The sequence below is a fragment of the Myceligenerans crystallogenes genome (assembly GCF_039529775.1).
Taxonomy (GTDB): Bacteria; Actinomycetota; Actinomycetes; order Actinomycetales; family Cellulomonadaceae; genus Myceligenerans; species Myceligenerans crystallogenes.
Genome location: NZ_BAAANL010000008.1, coordinates 48,193 through 66,127, shown reverse-complemented (window position 1 = coordinate 66,127; position 17,935 = coordinate 48,193). Strand labels below are relative to the sequence as shown.

At 73.0% G+C, this 17,935-nt stretch carries 13 protein-coding genes; 7 read left to right on the top strand and 6 right to left on the bottom strand.

Translation table 11 applies throughout. The features are described from left to right. Positions 1-6: 6 nt before the first annotated feature. Entirely contained in the window at positions 7-1,830 is a 1,824-nt protein-coding gene (locus ABD208_RS17525; RefSeq protein WP_344105423.1) for a proline--tRNA ligase, read from the bottom strand. Between the two features lie 95 nt (positions 1,831-1,925). On the opposite strand from ABD208_RS17525, the gene ABD208_RS17520 reads away from it, so the two are divergent. Then, positions 1,926-2,849 (top strand): Fpg/Nei family DNA glycosylase, encoded by a 924-nt coding sequence (locus tag ABD208_RS17520; RefSeq protein WP_344105421.1) that lies wholly within the window; start codon positions 1,926-1,928, stop codon positions 2,847-2,849. 22 nt (positions 2,850-2,871) lie between these two features. Here ABD208_RS17520 and ABD208_RS17515 read toward each other — a convergent pair whose 3' ends face one another. From ABD208_RS17515 to ABD208_RS17505, 3 genes are all read right to left on the bottom strand, one after another. Further along, positions 2,872-3,819, bottom strand: a complete 948-nt coding sequence (locus ABD208_RS17515) for a GNAT family N-acetyltransferase (RefSeq protein ID WP_344105419.1) — start codon at positions 3,817-3,819, stop codon at positions 2,872-2,874. A gap of 49 nt (positions 3,820-3,868) precedes the next feature. Next, the gene (ispG, locus tag ABD208_RS17510; RefSeq protein ID WP_344105754.1) at positions 3,869-5,011 is read right to left on the bottom strand and encodes a flavodoxin-dependent (E)-4-hydroxy-3-methylbut-2-enyl-diphosphate synthase; all 1,143 of its coding nucleotides are present in this window, start codon (positions 5,009-5,011) and stop codon (positions 3,869-3,871) included. Between the two features lie 73 nt (positions 5,012-5,084). Beyond that, the gene (locus ABD208_RS17505) at positions 5,085-6,386 is read right to left on the bottom strand and encodes a M50 family metallopeptidase (RefSeq protein ID WP_344105417.1); all 1,302 of its coding nucleotides are present in this window, start codon (positions 6,384-6,386) and stop codon (positions 5,085-5,087) included. 49 nt (positions 6,387-6,435) lie between these two features. Between ABD208_RS17505 and ABD208_RS17500 the strand changes: the two genes are divergently transcribed. Next, complete coding sequence (locus ABD208_RS17500; RefSeq protein ID WP_344105414.1) at positions 6,436-8,856, top strand: AAA family ATPase; 2,421 nt, start codon at positions 6,436-6,438, stop codon at positions 8,854-8,856. A 93-nt stretch (positions 8,857-8,949) separates the two neighbouring features. On the opposite strand, the gene dxr is transcribed toward ABD208_RS17500, so the two are convergent. Further along, the gene (gene dxr / locus ABD208_RS17495; RefSeq protein ID WP_344105412.1) at positions 8,950-10,119 is read right to left on the bottom strand and encodes a 1-deoxy-D-xylulose-5-phosphate reductoisomerase; all 1,170 of its coding nucleotides are present in this window, start codon (positions 10,117-10,119) and stop codon (positions 8,950-8,952) included. 114 nt (positions 10,120-10,233) lie between these two features. Continuing rightward, positions 10,234-13,092: a tetratricopeptide repeat protein gene (locus ABD208_RS17490; RefSeq protein WP_344105410.1), complete on the bottom strand. Its 2,859-nt coding sequence runs from the start codon at positions 13,090-13,092 to the stop codon at positions 10,234-10,236. A 197-nt stretch (positions 13,093-13,289) separates the two neighbouring features. Between ABD208_RS17490 and ABD208_RS17485 the strand changes: the two genes are divergently transcribed. The 5 genes from ABD208_RS17485 (at position 13,290) to ehuA (ending at position 17,898) form a co-directional block, all read left to right on the top strand. Then, positions 13,290-14,153 (top strand): hypothetical protein, encoded by an 864-nt coding sequence (locus tag ABD208_RS17485; RefSeq protein WP_344105408.1) that lies wholly within the window; start codon positions 13,290-13,292, stop codon positions 14,151-14,153. A gap of 397 nt (positions 14,154-14,550) precedes the next feature. Further along, positions 14,551-15,444 (top strand): ectoine/hydroxyectoine ABC transporter substrate-binding protein EhuB, encoded by an 894-nt coding sequence (ehuB, locus tag ABD208_RS17480; protein ID WP_344105406.1) that lies wholly within the window; start codon positions 14,551-14,553, stop codon positions 15,442-15,444. A 15-nt stretch (positions 15,445-15,459) separates the two neighbouring features. Then, positions 15,460-16,206: an amino acid ABC transporter permease gene (locus ABD208_RS17475; RefSeq protein ID WP_344105404.1), complete on the top strand. Its 747-nt coding sequence runs from the start codon at positions 15,460-15,462 to the stop codon at positions 16,204-16,206. Further along, on the top strand, positions 16,206-17,060 hold the full coding sequence (gene ehuD / locus ABD208_RS17470; RefSeq protein WP_344105402.1) for an ectoine/hydroxyectoine ABC transporter permease subunit EhuD: 855 nt from the start codon (positions 16,206-16,208) through the stop codon (positions 17,058-17,060). The genes ABD208_RS17475 and ehuD overlap by 1 nt, the downstream gene beginning before the upstream one ends. Next, positions 17,047-17,898 (top strand): ectoine/hydroxyectoine ABC transporter ATP-binding protein EhuA, encoded by an 852-nt coding sequence (ehuA, locus tag ABD208_RS17465; RefSeq protein ID WP_344105400.1) that lies wholly within the window; start codon positions 17,047-17,049, stop codon positions 17,896-17,898. The genes ehuD and ehuA overlap by 14 nt, the downstream gene beginning before the upstream one ends. The last annotated feature ends 37 nt before the right edge of the window (positions 17,899-17,935 follow it).

The window sequence follows — 17,935 nt, the reverse complement described above, 5'->3', positions numbered from 1 at the left end:
CCGGGGTCACGGGGTCAGCAGGGACTCGACCCGGGTGATCGTCTGCTGGACGACGTCGGCGACCGGGATCTGCTCCGCCTCGCCCGCGCGGGGGCGGATCTCGACGACGCCGTCGGCCAGGCCCTTGCCCACGACGACGAGCAGCGGGGCGCCCAGGAGCTCGGCGTCCTTGAACTTCACGCCCGGAGCGACCTTCGGGCGGTCGTCGTAGAGGACCTCGACGCCCGCGTCGACCAGGCCGGCCGCGATCTGCTCGGCGGCCTCGAAGACCTCCGTGCCCTTGCCGGTGGCGACCAGGTGCACGTGCACCGGGGCGATCTGCGCGGGCCACGCCAGGCCGTTCTCGTCGTGGTTGGCCTCCGCGAGCGCCGCCAGCGCGCGCGTGACGCCGACCCCGTAGGAACCCATGGTGACGACGGCCTGCTTGCCGTTCTCGTCGAGCACCTTGAGGCCGAGCGCGTCCGCGTACTTGCGGCCGAGCTGGAAGATGTGGCCCATCTCGATGCCGCGGGCGAGCTCCAGCGGGCCGGAGCCGTCGGGGGCCTCGTCACCGGCGCGCACCTCGGCGGCCTCGATGGTGCCGTCGGCGGTGAAGTCGCGGCCGGCGACCAGGTCGAAGACGTGGCGGCCGGGCTCGTTCGCGCCGGTGATCCAGCGGGTGCCGGGCACGACGCGCGGGTCGAGCAGGTAGCGCACGGCCGAGCGCTTCTCGCCGTCCTCCCCCTCGACCCGGGCGCCCTGCGGGCCGAGCGCCTGCGGGCCGATGTAGCCCTTGACCAGTTCGGGGAACTTCTTGAAGTCCTCCTCGCTCGCGGCCTCGGCCTCGGCCGGGGCCACGGCGGCCTCCAGGCGCTTGAGGTCCACCTCGCGGTCGCCGGGCAGGCCGACAACCAGCAGCTCGCGGGTCCCGTCGGGCTGCGTGAGGGCCAGCACGACGTTCTTCAGCGTGTCCGCGGCGGTCCACTCGCGGTCCGGCCGGGCGTGCTTCGCGTTGGCGAACGCGACGAGCGTCTCGATGGTGGGCGTGTCGGGGGTGTCCTCGACGTGCGCGGCGGGGGCGTCGTCGTACCCAATCGCCTCGGGGACGGGCGTGACGACGGCCTCGACGTTGGCGGCGTAGCCGCCGGCCGACCGCACGAAGGTGTCCTCGCCGATGGGCGACGGGCTGAGGAACTCCTCGGAGCGGGAGCCGCCCATCGCGCCGGACATGGCAGAGACGATGACGTACTCGAGGCCGAGCCGGCGGAAGATCCGCTCGTAGGCGTCGCGGTGCTTCTGGTAGGCCTCCTCCAGGCCGGAGTCGTGCACGTCGAAGGAGTACGAGTCCTTCATGACGAACTCGCGGCCGCGGATCAGGCCCGCGCGGGGGCGCGCCTCGTCGCGGTACTTGGTCTGGATCTGGTAGAGGATCGCGGGCAGGTCCTTGTACGAGGAGTACAGGTCCTTGACCAGGAGCGTGAACATCTCCTCGTGGGTGGGAGCGAGCAGGTAGTCGCCCTGCTTGCGGTCCTGGAGGCGGAACAGGTTGGGCCCGTACTCCTCCCAGCGGCCGGTGGCCTCGTAGGGCTCGCGCGGCAGCAGCGCGGGGAAGTGCACCTCCTGCCCGCCGATGGCGTTCATCTCCTCGCGCACGATCGCCTCGATCTTCGCGAGCACGCGCAGGCCCAGCGGGAGCCAGCTGTAGATCCCCGGGGCGGCGCGGCGGATGTACCCGGCGCGCACCAGGAGCTTGTGGCTGGCGACCTCGGCCTCGGCCGGGTCCTCACGCAGCGTGCGGACGAAGAGGGACGACATGCGAAGCAGGTCGCCCGAGCGGAGTGCGGATGACATGGGGGCAATGCTACTGGCGACCTGTGACATCGCCGTCCTGACAACCGTGGACCCAGGCGTGGCCGGCGGCGGCAACCCGGACGATAATGGCCCGCATGCCGGAGCTTCCCGAGGTCGAGGCGCTGGTGCGGTTCCTCGGGGAGCGCACCGGCTCACGCGTGGTCACATCGATCGAGGTCGGCAACATCGCCGCCCTCAAGACCTTCGAGCCGCCCGTCACGGCCCTGACGAGCCGGAGGGTCACCGCCTGGTCCCGCCACGGCAAGTGGCTCGACATGACGGTGTCCGGCGACGGCTCGACGTCAGCAGGCGACGCCCCGCTGCATCTGGTCTTCCACCTGTCCCGCGGCGGCTGGGTGCGCTGGTCCGACAAGCTCCCGGCGACGCCCGTGCGCCCGCGGCTCGGCGGCTCCGCGAAGGGCGCGGCGATCGCCGTGCGCGTCCGGCTGGACGACGGCGCCGGGTTCGATCTGACCGAGGCCGGGACGAGGAAGCGGCTCGCGGTCCACGTGGTGCGCTCGCCGGAAGACGTCGCGATGATCGCCTCCCTCGGCATCGACCCGCTGACCCCGGAGTTCACGGCCGAACGCCTCGGCGAGCTGCTGGCGGCGAGGAACCAGCAGATCAAGGGCCTGCTCCGCGATCAGTCGGCGATCGCGGGCATCGGCAACGCCTACTCGGACGAGATCCTGCACGCCGCCCGCTTCAGCCCGTACAAGCAGACGCGCACGTTCACGCGAGAGGAGACCACCCGGCTGCACACGGCCGTCGGCGAGGTGCTCTCCGAGGCCATCGCGACGTCGTCGGGCAAACCGGCGAAGGATCTGAAGGACGCGAAACGCGCGGGGATGCGCGTGCACGGCCGCACCGGCGAACCCTGCCCCGGCTGGGACGGCACCCCCTGCGGCGACACGGTCCACGAGGTCAGCTTCGCCGACCGTTCCCTCCAGTACTGCCCCACCTGCCAGACCGGCGGGCGGCCCCTGGCCGACCGCCGCCTGTCCAAGCTCCTGCGGTAGCCCGATCGGCGGACGGTCCAGCTCAGAAGAGGACCGTCGCGAAGGTGCCGACCTGTTCGAAGCCGACGTGGCGGTAGGTGGCGATGGCGCGTTCGTTGTAGGAGTTGACGTAGAGGGAGACGACCGGGGCGATGGACTCGCGGACGGCCCCGACGACGGCGGACATCCCGGGGACCGCCCAGCCGCGGCCGCGGTACATCGGGTCGACCCAGACGCCCTGGATCTGGGCGACCGTACCGGCCACCGCGCCCACCTCCGCCTTGAAGGCGACCGTGTCCCGGCCCCGTGGCGTGCGCTCGGTGCGGATGAAGGAGCGGCCGTCCGCGATCAGGGAGCGGACGCGCTGCACGTACGGGCCGCCGCCGCCCGCGACCGGGGAGTAGCCGACCTCCTCCGTGAACATGCGCACGCAGGCCGGCAGCACGATGTCGAGCTCGGCGAGGGTGGAACGGCGCAGCGCGGGATCCGGGGCGACGTCGGAGCCGCGGCTGATCGCCATCGACGGCTGGTCGCAGCGGACCTCGCGCGGGGCGGGCCAGTGCGCCTCCAGCGCGTCCCAGAGGCCGAGGGCCGCGTCCCGCTCCCCCACGATCGAGCTGGACCGGCGGCCCTGGGAGCGCGCCAGGCTCGCGAACGCCGCCGTCGCGGCAGCCTGGCCGGCTCGCCCCAGGGCGCGGGGCACCACGGGGACCAGGTTCGCCCCGGCCCAGCACACGGCCTCCGGCGGGCCGGACGCCGGGAACCCCCACGCCTGCCCGCCCGCCGCGGTGAAACCGGCACGCGCGGCGATCTCCAGGCGCGACGCCGCCAGAACGGACGCGACCGGCTCGGCATAGCAGACCTCCAGGGCCGCCCCGAGATCCTCCGCCCCGAGGATCCTCGCGTCCTCCGCGGGACCGCCGGGCCGCCCGTCCGCGGGCGCGCCCCCCACGCCGCCGCCAGGGCGGAGCGGGGTGTGCGGTGCGGCCATGAGGTCGGCCTCCCTCAGTACGTGTTCGTCACGCTGTTCGCGCCTGTTGTCAGCCGACGGTCACCACCGGCGCGCCGGCCTGCATCTCGTTCTCGGGTGCGGGCATGGAGTCGGCGATGCGCATCGCCTCCTCGATCAGTGTCTCCACGATCATCGCTTCCGGCACGGTCTTGACGACCTCGCCCTTGACGAAGATCTGGCCCTTGCCGTTGCCGGAGGCGACGCCGAGGTCGGCCTCGCGGGCCTCACCGGGGCCGTTGACGACGCAGCCCATGACGGCGACGCGCAGCGGCACCTCCATGCCCTCCAGCCCGGCGGTGACCTTCTCCGCCAGGGTGTAGACGTCGACCTGCGCGCGGCCGCAGCTCGGGCACGAGACGATCTCCAGCTTGCGGGGCCGCAGGTTGAGCGCCTGGAGGATCTGGTTGCCGACCTTGACCTCCTCGACCGGCGGGGCGCTGAGCGAGACGCGGATGGTGTCGCCGATGCCCTTGCTGAGCAGGGCGCCGAAGGCCGTGGCGGACTTGATGGTGCCCTGGAAGGCCGGGCCGGCCTCGGTGACGCCGAGGTGCAGCGGCCAGTCGCCGCGCTCGGACAGCAGCTCGTAGGCGCGCACCATGACGACCGGGTCGTTGTGCTTCACCGAGATCTTGAAGTCGTGGAAGTCGTGCTCCTCGAAGAGGCTCGCCTCCCAGACGGCCGACTCCACGAGCGCCTCGGCGGTGGGCTTGCCGTACTTCTCCAGCAGGCGCTTGTCGAGGGATCCGGCGTTCACGCCGATGCGCAGCGAGACCCCGGCGTCGGACGCGGCGCGCGCGATCTCCTTGACCTGGTCGTCGAACTTGCGGATGTTGCCCGGGTTGACGCGGACGGCCGCGCAGCCGGCGTCGATCGCGGCGAAGACGTACTTCGGCTGGAAGTGGATGTCGGCGATCACGGGGATCTGCGACTTCCTCGCGATGGCGGGCAGCGCCTCGGCGTCGTCCTGGCTGGGGACGGCCACGCGGACGATGTCGCAGCCCGACGCCGTCAGCTCGGCGATCTGCTGCAGCGTGGCGTTGATGTCCGTGGTGGGCGTCGTCGTCATGGACTGCACGCTGATCGGCGCGTCACCGCCGACCTCGACCTTGCCGACCCGGATCTTGCGGGTTTTCTTACGGGGGGCCAGGACGGGCGCAGGTGCTGCCGGCATGCCAAGACTGATCGCGGTCACGGTGTCCAGTATCCACGCATCAGGCGGCCCGCCCGCAACCGCGTGGCGGGTCTCACGTGATCCGCACGGGATCCACCAGGTCGGCGACGAACAGCAGGCCGCCCACGGCGATCAGCGCGAGGAACACCACATAGGTGGCGGGCGTCAGGCGGGCGACGTCGGCCGGGCCGGGACGCGGCAGGCCGCGCAGCTTGTGCACCGCGCGTTTGCCGGCCTCGTACAGCGCGTTGACCACGTGCCCGCCGTCCAGCGGCAGCAGCGGGATCAGGTTGAAGACGAACAGCGCGATGTTCAGGCCCCCGAGGATGCTCAGGATCGCCGCGAACTTGTCCTCCCACGGGGCGTCCAGCGCGATGATGTCGCCCAGCACCCAGCCGACGCCCACGACGCTGGTCACCGAGTCGGGCGACCGCTCCTCGGCGGTGAAGGCCTGGCGGGCCGTGTCCGCGATCCGGGGCGGGAGCGTGGCGACCATCACCATGGTGTCCCAGGTCTGCTGCCCGACCGCGGGGAAGGCCTCGTACCACTCCGTCCGGATCTCGGCCATGGGGCTCATCCCGATGAAGCCGGACTCCCTGGTGACCAGCTCACCCGCGTCGTCGTCGCTGACCTGCTTCTCGGTGGCGATCGGGGTGATCTCCAGCTCGACGGCGGCGCCGTCGCGGTCGACGACGACCGGGACCGTGCGCCCGGGGCTCTGCTCGATCAGCCCGACGAGCTGTTCCCAGCCCGTCACGGCCACGCCGTCGTAGCTGGTGATGACGTCGCCCGGCTCCAGGCCCGCCTCGGCGGCCGGCACCGGGGTGTCCGTGCACTCCTGCTCGCCCTGGGCCGCGGACACCACCGCGGCCGGGACGCACTCGGAGACCGCGCCGACCTGCGTGGTGGGCTGGCCCGTCGGCAGCCCGAACCCAACGATCAGGATCCCGAACACCACCAGCGCGATGACCAGGTTCATGACCGGCCCGCCCAGCATGACGATGATCTTCTGCCGCGCGGGCAGGTTGTAGAACGCGCGGTGCTCCTCACCCGGGTGGATCTCCTCGACGGACTGGTCCCGCGCGTCGGCGATCATCTGGGAGAAGAAGCCCGAGCCGCGCCCCCGCCCCTCGGGCGCGGGCGGCATCATGCCGACCAGCCGGACGTACCCGCCCAGCGGGATCGCCTTGACGCCGTACTCCGTCTCGCCCCGCACGCGCGACCACAGCGTGGGCCCGAAGCCCACCATGTACTGGCTCACGCGCACGCCGAACCTCTTGGCGGGCACCATGTGCCCGAGTTCGTGGAGCGCGACCGACACCAGCACGCCGACGAGCAGGACGACGAACCCCGCTACCCAGGGAAGAAAGCTCACGGTGGCGAGCCTACGACAGCCGGCCGGCAGCAGTGAATACGCTCTGGGCATGTCTGACATGCCCGACGTGGCGCAAGGGACGACCGGTCTCGACGAGCACCGCGCCCACCTGCCCGGCAACCTGGGGCAGATCGTCGAGTCGCTCTTCGCGATCGAGGCCTGGGTCAGCGCCGACCACGCCACTCCCCTGGCCAACCGCCTGGGCGCGATGGGGATCGACATCCCTCGCCTCTGGTCGGCGCCCCGCTGGAACATGGGGGTGCGCAAGGCGTCCCGTCGCCGGCACATCGACGACGCCGACCCCCGCCTCCGCAAGGCGGAGGACCACCTGCTGACCGTCGTCGGCCACCCGGCCGGTCCCGTGCTGCTGGGCCTGTACCTGTGGTCCATCACCAACGACGCGTCCCAGCAGTCCGGCCGGCACGGCCGCGTCCTGGCCCCGGTCAGCGGCTTCACGCGCGCGTGGGAGCGCCACCGCGACAAGGTCCCCTGCGGCCACTGCCGCGTCGAGGGGGACGCCGCCGTCGCGCTGTCGCACTGCCTGATGGCTCGCCTCGAGGTCGCCGGCGCGCGGAACTCGGGCAGCATCGCCCGGTTCACCGGCAAGGTCTCCGGCGCGATCGACGCCGCGGAACGCCTGCTGGACGCCGCCGGCCGCATCGCCGACGACGGCCCGCTGCGCAAGGCCTTCACGAACCAGGCCCGCTGGCGCATCCGCTACTTCACGGCCCTGCACGACGCCGCCACCGCGACCGCGGCCACGCTCGCCGGCGACGCGAGCGGCCTGGCCGCGGCCATCGAGACGTTGCACGACGTCGAGCGGACCGGCGGGCTCAACTACATCCTGGCGAGCGAGCTGCGCGCGCACCGCACGCACCTGGAGGCCCTGTGCGCGGGCGCCGGCGCCGACTGGCTGGTCCTGGACCGCTGTCGCACCGTGTACGTGTTCCCGTTCGGGCTGCCGCAGGTGGACGGGAAGGCGGCGACCGCCACGATCCGCGAGCTCATCCACCACCCGCTGCCCTACCTGCTGGGCGCCCGCGCCGCCTCGGTGCGCACCGCGCTCAAGCTGGACGACGTGTGGGACACGGAGGACCCGTTCGGTTCGTTCGACGGGGCGACACTCAACCTGCCGGACGTCGAGATCAGCCATCAGGACGGCACGCTCGTCGCGCACCTGTCCTGCGAGGTGCGGTTCGGCGACCTCGGGAACCACTACGTCCGGTTCCGCCAGACGGGCCGGGAGCTCGGCCCGCAGCAGGTGCGCGACACCCGCTACCTGATGTCCAGCCTGCACGACGACCTGGTGCTGAACTGGGTGATCCCGCGCCCGGACGGCAGCATCGAGCACGTCCCCATCGTGACCGGCACGGGGTATCACCCCGTGCACCTCTTCCACCTCGCCTACCGGCTCCAGGAGGCGATCGCCGCGCACTTCACCCGCTCGGTCGCCGACTGGCACGACGAGAACGCCCCGGCCATCCGCTCCGAGCAGAAGCTCAAGCACTACCTGGCGCGCGGCCGCTCGCACGTCCTCACGTTCGTCTACGAGGCCAGCGCCGGCCCCGCCGCGGCGCCCCGCGACCGGCGCCGGCCCGTGGCGAGCGCCGACGAGCTGCTGGCGACCTACGGCCACCAGCCCCTGCTGCAGCCCGTCCCCTTCCACACGAGCTCCCTGGTCGACTGGACGCTGCCGCAGCGCTCGCCGCACGTGCTCCAGGGCGTGCGGAACATCGGCGACCTGGTGGCGGTCACGCCGAACGCCACGACCGTGGCGCTGTTCGGGTCGGCGCACTTCAAGATCGTGCAGTACGGCTCCCTGCTGGAGTTCGTGGCCGGCCTGAGCGGCATGCTCGCCGCGTGGAACACCCGCCTGGCGGAGTACGTGAGCGACATCGAGGCGATGCTCCGGCAGCAGGAGGATCCCGCCGACGACCTCGCCCACCGCGTCGAGCACCTGCGCGAGCAGCAGCTGCAACTGCACGAGTTCGGCGCGCGGGCCCGGCGGGCGCTGTCGGTGGTCAGCTCGCCGACGATGCTGGCGTCGGCCACGGAGTTCCAGCAGCTGGCGGAGCTCATGCAGGCGTTCGACGTCACCCGGCAGGCCTCCGAGCTCAACCGCCGCATGCGCGAGCTGCTCGCCGAGCGGGTCGAGGCGCGGCTCACGACGATCCAGCGGCAGCACGAGGAGCACGAGTCCGCCGAGCAGCGCCGGATCCTGGAGGGCCTGACCGTGGCCGTGTCCACGTTCGCCGTGCTCACGGTGATCCACACGATCCTCGCGATCGGCGTGGAGGCGGGGCTGTGGGACGGCTGGCCGCCGGCCGTCTTCGCCGTCGCCTCCAGCGTCGTCGCCTTCGTCATGGCCGTGCTGGTGTTCCGCTTCTGGGTGCGGCGCACGCGCGGCGGGCACGAGCCGCCCGCCCTGCGGCTCTACGTCGCGTCGGGGGGCTCCACGACGCCCCGCTAGGGGGCGTGCGGCGCAGCCGCGCGCCGCGCCGTGCGGCGCGACGCCGCGCGACGCCCCGCGGTGCAGCAGCACGCGGGCGCCCCGCGGGAGGCGCTATCTCGCCAGGGCCCGGGTGAGGCCGCGCGCGTGGGCCCGCGCCCAGGCGTCGGCGGCCAGGACGCCCTCGATCGAGCCGGCGTCGCCCCGGGCCGCGGCGTGGGCGTCCACGACGGCGGCGACCGTGTCCACGATGTCGGTGAACCCGATCGCGCCGTCGTGGAACGCGTCCACGCAGACCTCGTTCGCCGCGTTGTAGACCGCGGGGAAGGTGCCCGCCGCCTCGCCCACCTGGCGCGCGAGGCGCACGGCCGGGAAGGCGTCGTCGTCCAGGGGCGCGAACTCCCAGGTCGCCGCCTGGGTCCAGTCGATCGCGACGTCGACGTCGTCCAGCCGGTCCGGCCAGGACAGGCCGAGCGCGATCGGCACGAGCATCCGCGGCGGGCCCGCCTGCGCGATCGTGGAGCCGTCCGTGAACTCGACCATGGAGTGGATCATCTGCTGCGGGTGCACGACGACGTCGATCGCGGCGAACGGCACGTCGAACAGCAGGTGGGCCTCGATGACCTCCAGGCCCTTGTTGACCAGCGTCGCGGAGTTCGTCGTGATGACGCGGCCCATCGAGAAGTTCGGGTGCCGCAGCGCCTGCGCGGGCGTCACGTCGCGCAGCTCGGCCCGGGTGCGGCCCCGGAACGGCCCGCCCGAGGCCGTGACGACCAGCTTGCGCACCTCCGCCGTCGTCCCCGAGCGCAGGGACTGCGCGATCGCGGAGTGCTCGGAGTCGACCGGCACGATCTGGTCCGGGCGCCGCACGGCGTCCTTGACGAGCGCGCCGCCGATCACGAGCGACTCCTTGTTCGCGAGCGCCAGCGTGGAGCCCGCGGCCAGGGCCGCGAGGGTCGGCCGCAGGCCGACCGACCCGGTGATCCCGTTGAGGACGACGTCGCTGCCGCGGCCCGCGAGCTCCGTGGCGGCCCCGGGGCCGGCCAGGATCTCCACGGGGCCCGCGCCCGCGGCGGCGAGCGCCTCGCGCAGGTCGCCGGCACGCGCGTCGTCGGCCACGGCGACGGTGGGTACGCCGAGCTCGGCGGCCTGTCTCGCGAGGGCGGCGACGTCGCGCCCGGCGCTCAGCGACTCGACGCGGAAGCGGCCGGGATGGCGCCGGACGACGTCGATCGCCTGCGTGCCGATGGAACCGGTGGAACCGAGGATGCTGACGCTGCGCACCGGACCATCCTTCCAGACTCTGTTTTCCCGAGCCGCCGGGCGTCGGCCGTCCTCGGCTCGTTCCTCGCCTCCGGGCGGCCGCCGCTACGCTCCGGCGGCCGGGGACCGGCTGAGTCACGTGACCTGGGCGCGGGACCTCGCCGTGGTCGGCACGATACGCGGGTCGCACGCCCCCGCGAGCACCGCGAGCGACGTCTCCAGGTCCTCGCGGAACCGGTCGCCGTGCAGGGCGACGAGCTCCCGGCGGATCGCGACCGCCTCGCTCGCGTGCTCGACCGCGGCCTCGCCGCGGCCGAGCCGCCCCTCGAGCCCGGCGAGCATGGAGCAGGCCTGGGCCAGGTCCGGCCGGAACCTCGCGGGGTACACGCCGGCGAGGCCGCGCAGCAGCTCCACGGACTCGGTCAGGAGATCCGCGGCCTCGGCCGTGCGGCCGAGGTCCGTGTACGTGGCGCCCAGGTTGACGCAGGCGGAGGCGAGGTCGGGCTGGTGGCGGTCCGGATCGGTGCGGGTGAGGCGGCGCAGGATCGCGACGGCCTCCTGGGTGGGCTCCACGGCGAGGGCGGGCTCGCCCAGGTCGGAGTGCCGCACGCCGAGGTTCGACAGCGAGCGCGCGAGGTACTGCTCGTACCGCGCGGGCACCTCGTGGGCGAGGTCGCGCCGGATGGCCAGCGCCTCCCGTTCCAGGGGCAGTGCCTCGCCGTACCGGCCGAGCCGGGAGCAGGTCACGCCGAGGTTGGACAGGGAGGACGCGAGCGCGGAGGCATGGCTCCGCGCGTTCTCGCGGGCGAGCCGGCGGCGGATCGCGAGCGCCTCGCTCTCCAGCGCGTAGGCGTGCTGGGCGCGCCCGAGCACCGAGAGGTGGGCGCCGAGGCGCGCGAGCGAGGTCGCCAGGTCCTTCTCGAACCGGTCGGGCCCGGCCGCGGCGAGGTGCCGGCGCAGTTCCAGGGCCTCGGTCTCGGCCACGATGGCCTCCTCGAGCCGCCCGAGCTCCGCGAGCACGCGGCCGCGCGCGGAGAGGGTCCGGGCGAGCTGCGCCTCCACCCCCGCGGCGTGCTGGCGCGCGAGCCGCCGCCAGAGCGCGAGGGCCTCGGTGGAGACCTCGAACGCCTCGAGGGGACGCCCGTGGTCCACCAGGACGAGGCGGCCGAGCAGTGCCCGGCCGAGCTGCGCCTCGAACTGCGCGGGGTCGCGGGCCACCAGCCGGCGCAGCACCGCGATCTCCTCCAGGCCGGTCCGCTCGAGGTCGGCGTCCCGCCCCAGGTCCTCGTAGGTCTCGGCGAGGGCACGCAGCGTGGCTGCCAGCTCGGGTTCGGTCCACTCCGCGTCGTCGGGCGACGCGTTGCGCAGGATCGCGAGCGCCTCGGTCAGCACCTCCAGGGCGTCGGCGTGCCGGCCGAGGCTGTGCCGGACGGCGCCGAGCCCGGTCAGGGCGCGGGCCAGGCAGGTGCCGTAGCGCCGGGGCTCCCCGGCGGCGAGGGTCCGCCAGGCGGCCACGGCCTCGGAGGCGACCTGGAGGGCGTCGGCGTGCCGGCCGAGGGTCCACAGCGCGCGGGCGCGGTGGGTGAGGGTGTCCGCCCAGTTCACCGGGGTGGTGTCGAGGGCCAGGAGGCGCCTGGTGAGCGCCTCGGCCAGCTCCCCGGGCAGCACGGGTCGCTGCGGGAGCAGGCGCAGCACGGCGGCGAGCGCCTCGGCGTCGGCGGGCATCTCCTCCACGAGGCGGCGCAGCACCGCGTCGACGGGGGCGCGTTCCGTCTGCGGCGCGGCGTCGGCCTGGATGCCGGCGACGACGACGGCGACCCGGTGGGCCGCGTCGGCCGGGAGCCTGCGGATCCATTCCTGGGCGAACCAGGGCGTGGCGGTCAGGCAGCGTGCGACGTGCCGCTCGGCCAGGCGGTGCGGCAGGGCGGGGATCGCGCGGAGCCAGGCGACGCCGGCGCCGGTGGCGAGCACGGGGGCGGTGCGGTGCAGCGCCTCGCGGGCGGCGTCGTCGGTGGCGGCGCCCAGCAGCATGCCGGCGGCGACGGCGCGGTCGACGTCGTCGGTGGGCAGGCCAGCCCGGGCGGCGGTGGTCATCCACCGGCTCCGCTCGCCGTCGAGCAGCGCGCCGACGGCGCGCGCGGGGTCGACGAGGATCGCCGTGCCGTCGGCGGACGACGGCGCGCCCGCCCCGATCGCCGCTCCTGCCGGCATGAGGCGCCCGGTACCGGGCGTGGCTCCCGCGGCCGCGCCGGTGACGGCGCCGGTGACGGCCTCGAGGGCGGCGGCGTGCAGGTCGAGGGTGCAGGAGCGGTCCACCGACCGGGGGACGGCGAGCCGCGGCGCCGTCGTGCCGAGGCGGTGCGCGAACGCGCGCGCGGCGAGGTTCACGAGGGTCTGCTCGTCGTGGTCGCCGGCCGGGGTCAGATGGGTGTGGGAGGTGCCGACGACGTCGTCGCGCCACAGGTCGCACGCCCAGCGCAGGCGGTGCCACCACTCGCGGCCGGTGCGGGCCAGCAGGAGCACGCGCAGGCGGGTCCCGGGCACCACGGGCAGCCCGCCGAGGATCGCGGACAGGTCCGCCCGGCGGGCGGCGTCGTCGACGATCACGAGGAGGCGGCGGCCCGACGCCGCGTCGCGCGGCAGGCCGGCGGCCGGGGTCCCGGGCCGTACCCACACGCAGCGCCAGCCCGAGCGGGCCAGGCGGCGTGCCGCCTCGACGGCGAGGCGCGTCTTGCCGACGCCGCCGGCGCCGGTGGTCAGGCGGACCTGGGCGGGGTGGGGGGCCCGGCACCATTCGAGCAGTTCGGCGAGCTCCGCGTCGCGGCCGGTGAACGGCACGACGCGGGACGCGGGGTCGAGGAGTTCCGCGAGGCCGTCGCGCGGCCCGGCGGCCTCGGATGCACGGGGGCCGACGGTGCGGACCACGTTCCGCCAGACCTTCCGTGCGCTCGGCAGGCCCGGCAGTCCTGGCGTGCCGTCGATGTCCAGATTCATGCCGCACAGTGAACCGGCGGCGCCGGGCCGGATCCAGTGCTGGATGTGATGCGCTCTCACCGGGGTTGCCCGTGATCGACCTTATGGCGCTTATATGAGTCTTCAATCCGATTCAGAAGACTAATGGGGCCAAACGATAGTTAAAAATCTGAAGATTCACGTTGCGGTAGAAGATGAGGCCATTTAGCGTCTCAAGCATGGAAGCTCAATCCGACCAGAAGCCACGAAGGCCACGGGTCGTCGCGCTCCGCAGGCGGCCCACCCCTCTCGCCACCCTCACCGCCGCCGCCGTCACCCTGGCCGCCGTCGTCGCCCCCGTCGCGGCGTCCGCGCCGGCCGCGGCGGCGACCGACCCCTCGGGCGCGCCGGTCTACCGCGTCTACGCGACCCGCGAAGGGCTCGTCGGCGGCACCACCGCGAACGGGCACCGGATCGTCACGCACGACCACTTCGTGGCGCTGCCGTCCCCGCTCGCGCTGTCCGACGACGGGCAGGGGAGCTACTCGGTGCGGGTCTGCGCGCCGTCCACCGGACGCTGCGAGTACGCGCCGGTCTGGGACGTGGGGCCCTGGAACATCCGGGACAACTACTGGAACTCCGCGCCCTACCGGGAGCGCTTCAAGGACCTGCCGCGAGGGGTCCCCGAGGCCCAGGCCGCCTACCTGCAGGGTTACAACGGCGGCAAGGACGGGTTCGGCCGCAAGGTCACCAACCCCGCCGGCATCGACCTCGCCGACGGCACCTTCTGGGACGGGCTGAGGCTCCAGGGGAACGCCTGGGTCGACGTCACCTACCTCTGGCTGGGCGACGGGCCGCGGGGCACCATCCGCACCGGCACGGGGCGGCCGCTCAACGTGCGGTCCGGGCCCGGCACCAGCCATCCGGTGAAAGGGATGGCGGCCGCGGGCGCGCGCGTGAACATCCGGTGCACCGTGTGGGGCGAGTGGGTCGACGGCCACCTGGGCAGCACCCCGCTGTGGAACAAGATCGGGCCCGGGCACTTCGTGTCCGACGCCTACACGCGGACCGGGACCGGGCGGCCGGTGGCGCCGCCGTGCTGAGCACCGGCGACCCAGGGCGCGCCATGGCATCAACCGGCCGGTACGCGTTACCACCGTCATCAGGAACCCATGGCTTGCCTATGCCAAAGGGTCACGGATCCGTAACGATGCCCCTGGACATTCCGGGCGCCCGCAGGACTCCCGGGGAAGCCGATGAAAGTGCAGGTCATAACGTATTTTCACCCTCGCGCGCGACACGCGCGCACGCGCGCGAAAGTGCGAGTCACCGCGGTGACCGGCCTCGTTGAGGATCCGGACGGCATCCGCATAAGGTCAAAAGCGCTCCAGGCAAACCAAAGGCGTGCCAGGACCGCGCGCCGCACGCAACCGAAAGGTCGTAGCCACGATGGCCCTCCGACTGGCCCTCCGACGGAAGCACGCTCCGACCACGAGCTCGGTGACCGCAGCGACAGCCGTGATCGGCGCCCTCGCCCTCGCGGGCTGCGGGGGCGGCACCACGGGCGGGACGGAGACCGGCGGCGCGGACGCCGGCACCGGCGACCCGGGGAGCACGAGCCTGACCATCGGCATCGCGAACGAGCAGCCGTACGGCTACATGGGCGACGACGGCGAGGCGACCGGCTTCGACCCGGAGATCACCCGGCAGGTCCTGGTGAACCTGGGCTACTCCGAGGAGAACCTCGAGTTCAGGGTGGTCGAGTTCGGGCAGCTCATCGGCGGGCTCCAGGCCGGCCAGTTCGACCTCGTCGCGGCGGGCATGTACATCAACCCCGAGCGTCTCGAGCAGGTGCTGTTCACCGATCCGGACTACTGCACGTACGAAGGGCTCGCGGTCGCCGAGGGCAACCCCGAGGACATCGCCGACTACCAGTCGTTCACCGAGAACCCGGACCTGACGATCGCCGTCGCCACCGGCACCGTCGAGGAGGGCTACGCCAAGGACGCCGGGATCCCCGCGGAGCAGATCGAGAGCTTCCCCGGCATCGACCAGATGTACGAGGCGCTCGCCGCCGGCGAGGTGGACGCCGTGACCGGGACGGCCGCGACGGTCAACACCCACGTCGCCGCGACCGAGGGCATCGAGGCCGTCGAGCCGTTCTTCCCCGAGGACGCCGAGGGCAACGAGACGCTGCCCTGCGGCGGCATCGCCTTCGCCCAGGACGACGGCGCGTTCCGCGACGAGTTCAACGAGGAGCTGAACACGCTCCGCGAGGACGGCACCACCACCGAGATCATCACCTCCTACGAGGACCAGGACGGGAACCCGTACTTCACCGAGCAGGACGTCGAGACGGCCAACGAGCTGACTGTGGACGACTTCCGCGGGTAAGGGGGCTGATCGCCGATGGACTCGTGGCTCCTCACCGGGAACCAGTACGGCCTGCTGCTCGGCAGCTCGCTCGTCACCATCCAGATCCTGGTGTACTCGTTCGCGCTCGGGATCGTCCTGTCGCTCGTCGTCGGCGTGGGCCGCCTCTCGCGGCACGCGTGGGTCCGCGGGATCTCGCTGGTCTTCGTGGAGCTCGCCCGCGGGATCTCCTCGATCGTGCTGCTGTTCGTCGTGGCGATCGCGCTGCCGATCCTGTTCGGGCTCGACCAGGCGAACCTGATCCTGCTGGCCACCATCGCCCTCGGGATCAACATGGGCGGCTACGGCGCGGAGATCATCCGCGGCGCGATCCAGTCCGTGCCCAAGGGGCAGACGGAGGCCGCGATCTCGCTGAACCTGACCCCGTTCCAGCGCCTGCGGCACGTCGTGCTGCCGCAGGCCATGACGGTGATCCTGCCGCCGCTGGGCAACCTGACCATCGAGATCCTCAAGGGGACCGCGCTGGTCAGCCTGGTCGGCACCACCGACATCATGCAGATGGCGCGCAACATCCGGCAGCAGCAGCTCGCCGAGGCCGTCGGCACGCTGCCCGGGCTGTACCTCAACGTGCTGATCCTGTACTTCGTGCTCGCCCAGGTGATCAACCTGCTGTTCAAGCTGGCCGAGCGCCGCAACGAGGCGCGGTACCGGGGCGGGCCCGCGCTCACCGGGAGCGAGCTCGCGCCGCTGACCGCGGCCGCGAACCGAGGGGGGAACCGCTGATGGGCGCCACCAGGACGCGGCAGGCGCCCGAGGCGCCGGATCCCGCGGCAGTGTTCCGGCCGCACCGGCGGTGGTACCGGCGCCCCGGCGTCGTCGTCCCCGTCGCCCTCGTCGTGATCGGGTACGCCCTGCTCGCGGGCGCCGTCCAGGAACCGGGCAGCTACGCGCCCGAGGTCTACCCGGACGGGGACCTGAGGTTCGACTGGAACTTCTTCGTCTACCTCGTCCCGATGATGCTCACCGGGCTCCTGGTGACCGCGAAGGCCACGCTGTGGGGATTCGCGGCCGCGCTCGTGCTCGGGTTCCTGCTCGCGCTGGGACGGCGCTCGCGGCGGGCCTGGGTGCGCTGGCCGGTCACGGCAGGGATCGAGTTCGTGCGCTCGACGCCGCTGCTGGTGCAGCTGTTCTTCTGGCAGGCGTCCGTGCGGGCCGTCGACTGGATCGCCCTGCAGCCGCTGGAGATCCTGACCCTCGGCCTGGGCATCCACTACGCGACGTACTGCTCGGAGGCGTACCGGGCCGGGATCAACAGCGTTCCCGCGGGCCAGTGGGAGGCGGCGACCTCCCTGAGCCTCGGGCCCGTGACGACGTGGACCCGCGTGATCATCCCGCAGGCGGTGCCCAACGTGCTGCCGGCCCTGGGCAACTACCTGGTCGCCGCGTTCAAGGACGCGCCGATGGGCTTCATCGTCAACGTGCACGGCCTGCTGTTCTTCGCGAACTCCATCCGCGACACGGCCTTCCGCCCGGTCGAACCGTACCTGCTGGCCGGGCTCGGGTTCCTGCTGGTGAGCATCCCCGCGGCCTGGGCCGTCCGCCTGCTCGAGAAGAGGATTTCCTATGAGCGCATCTGACACCGCCTCCGGGGCCCCGTCCGGGGCCGCAGCCGCCGGCCGGGGCCTGGACCAGATCTCCCCCGAGGGCGCGGCGGGCGTCCGGTTCCGGGGCGTGACGAAGGCGTTCGGCGCCAACGTCGTGCTGCGCGACCTCGACCTGGACGTGGCGCCCGCCGAGCGCGTGGTCGTCATCGGCCCGTCGGGCTCCGGCAAGACGACGATCCTGCGCACCACGATGACCCTCGAACGGCCCGACTCCGGGACCATCGAGATCGGCGGCAGGCACCTCTACCACGAGGAGTCCGACGGCAGGCTGCGGCCCGCGCGTGAGAAGCACATCCGGGAGGTGCGGTCCGACGTCGGCATGGTGTTCCAGCACTTCAACCTCTTCCCGCACCTGACGGCGCTGGAGAACGTGATGCTGGCGCCGATGAAGGTGCACGGCAAGTCGCGGGAGGAGGCCCGGGACCGCGGGATGTACCTGCTGGACACGGTCGGGCTCGCGCACGCGGCCAACCAGACGCCGGGGCAGCTCTCCGGCGGCCAGAAGCAGCGCGTGGCCATCGCGCGATCCTGCGCGTGCGAGCCGAAGGTCATGCTGTTCGACGAGGTCACCTCGGCCCTCGACCCGGAGCTCGTGGGCGAGGTGCTGAGCGTGCTGCGCGACATCGCGGCTCTCGGCACGACGACGATGCTGCTGGTCACCCACGAGATGGGCTTCGCGAGCGAGATCGCCGACCGCGTCCTGATGTTCGACGACGGCCAGGTCATCGAGCAGGGCCCGCCGGACCAGGTCCTCGGCGACCCCCGCCACGAGCGCACCAAGGCCTTCCTGGGCGCGGTCAGGTCCCACTGACCGGGGGCCGGGCCGCTCGCGGGCGGCCCGGCACCGG

What these genes read in the sequence shown, in the direction of transcription:
- ABD208_RS17525 (WP_344105423.1), bottom strand. Translation starts at nt 1,830, where the DNA reads ATGTCATCCGCACTCCGCTCGGGCGACCTGCTTCGCATGTCGTCCCTC.
- ABD208_RS17520 (WP_344105421.1), top strand. Translation starts at nt 1,926, where the DNA reads ATGCCGGAGCTTCCCGAGGTCGAGGCGCTGGTGCGGTTCCTCGGGGAG.
- ABD208_RS17515 (WP_344105419.1), bottom strand. Translation starts at nt 3,819, where the DNA reads ATGGCCGCACCGCACACCCCGCTCCGCCCTGGCGGCGGCGTGGGGGGC.
- ispG (WP_344105754.1), bottom strand. Translation starts at nt 5,011, where the DNA reads ATGCCGGCAGCACCTGCGCCCGTCCTGGCCCCCCGTAAGAAAACCCGC.
- ABD208_RS17500 (WP_344105414.1), top strand. Translation starts at nt 6,436, where the DNA reads ATGTCTGACATGCCCGACGTGGCGCAAGGGACGACCGGTCTCGACGAG.
- ABD208_RS17490 (WP_344105410.1), bottom strand. Translation starts at nt 13,092, where the DNA reads ATGAATCTGGACATCGACGGCACGCCAGGACTGCCGGGCCTGCCGAGC.
- ABD208_RS17485 (WP_344105408.1), top strand. Translation starts at nt 13,290, where the DNA reads ATGGAAGCTCAATCCGACCAGAAGCCACGAAGGCCACGGGTCGTCGCG.
- ABD208_RS17475 (WP_344105404.1), top strand. Translation starts at nt 15,460, where the DNA reads ATGGACTCGTGGCTCCTCACCGGGAACCAGTACGGCCTGCTGCTCGGC.
- ehuD (WP_344105402.1), top strand. Translation starts at nt 16,206, where the DNA reads ATGGGCGCCACCAGGACGCGGCAGGCGCCCGAGGCGCCGGATCCCGCG.
- ehuA (WP_344105400.1), top strand. Translation starts at nt 17,047, where the DNA reads ATGAGCGCATCTGACACCGCCTCCGGGGCCCCGTCCGGGGCCGCAGCC.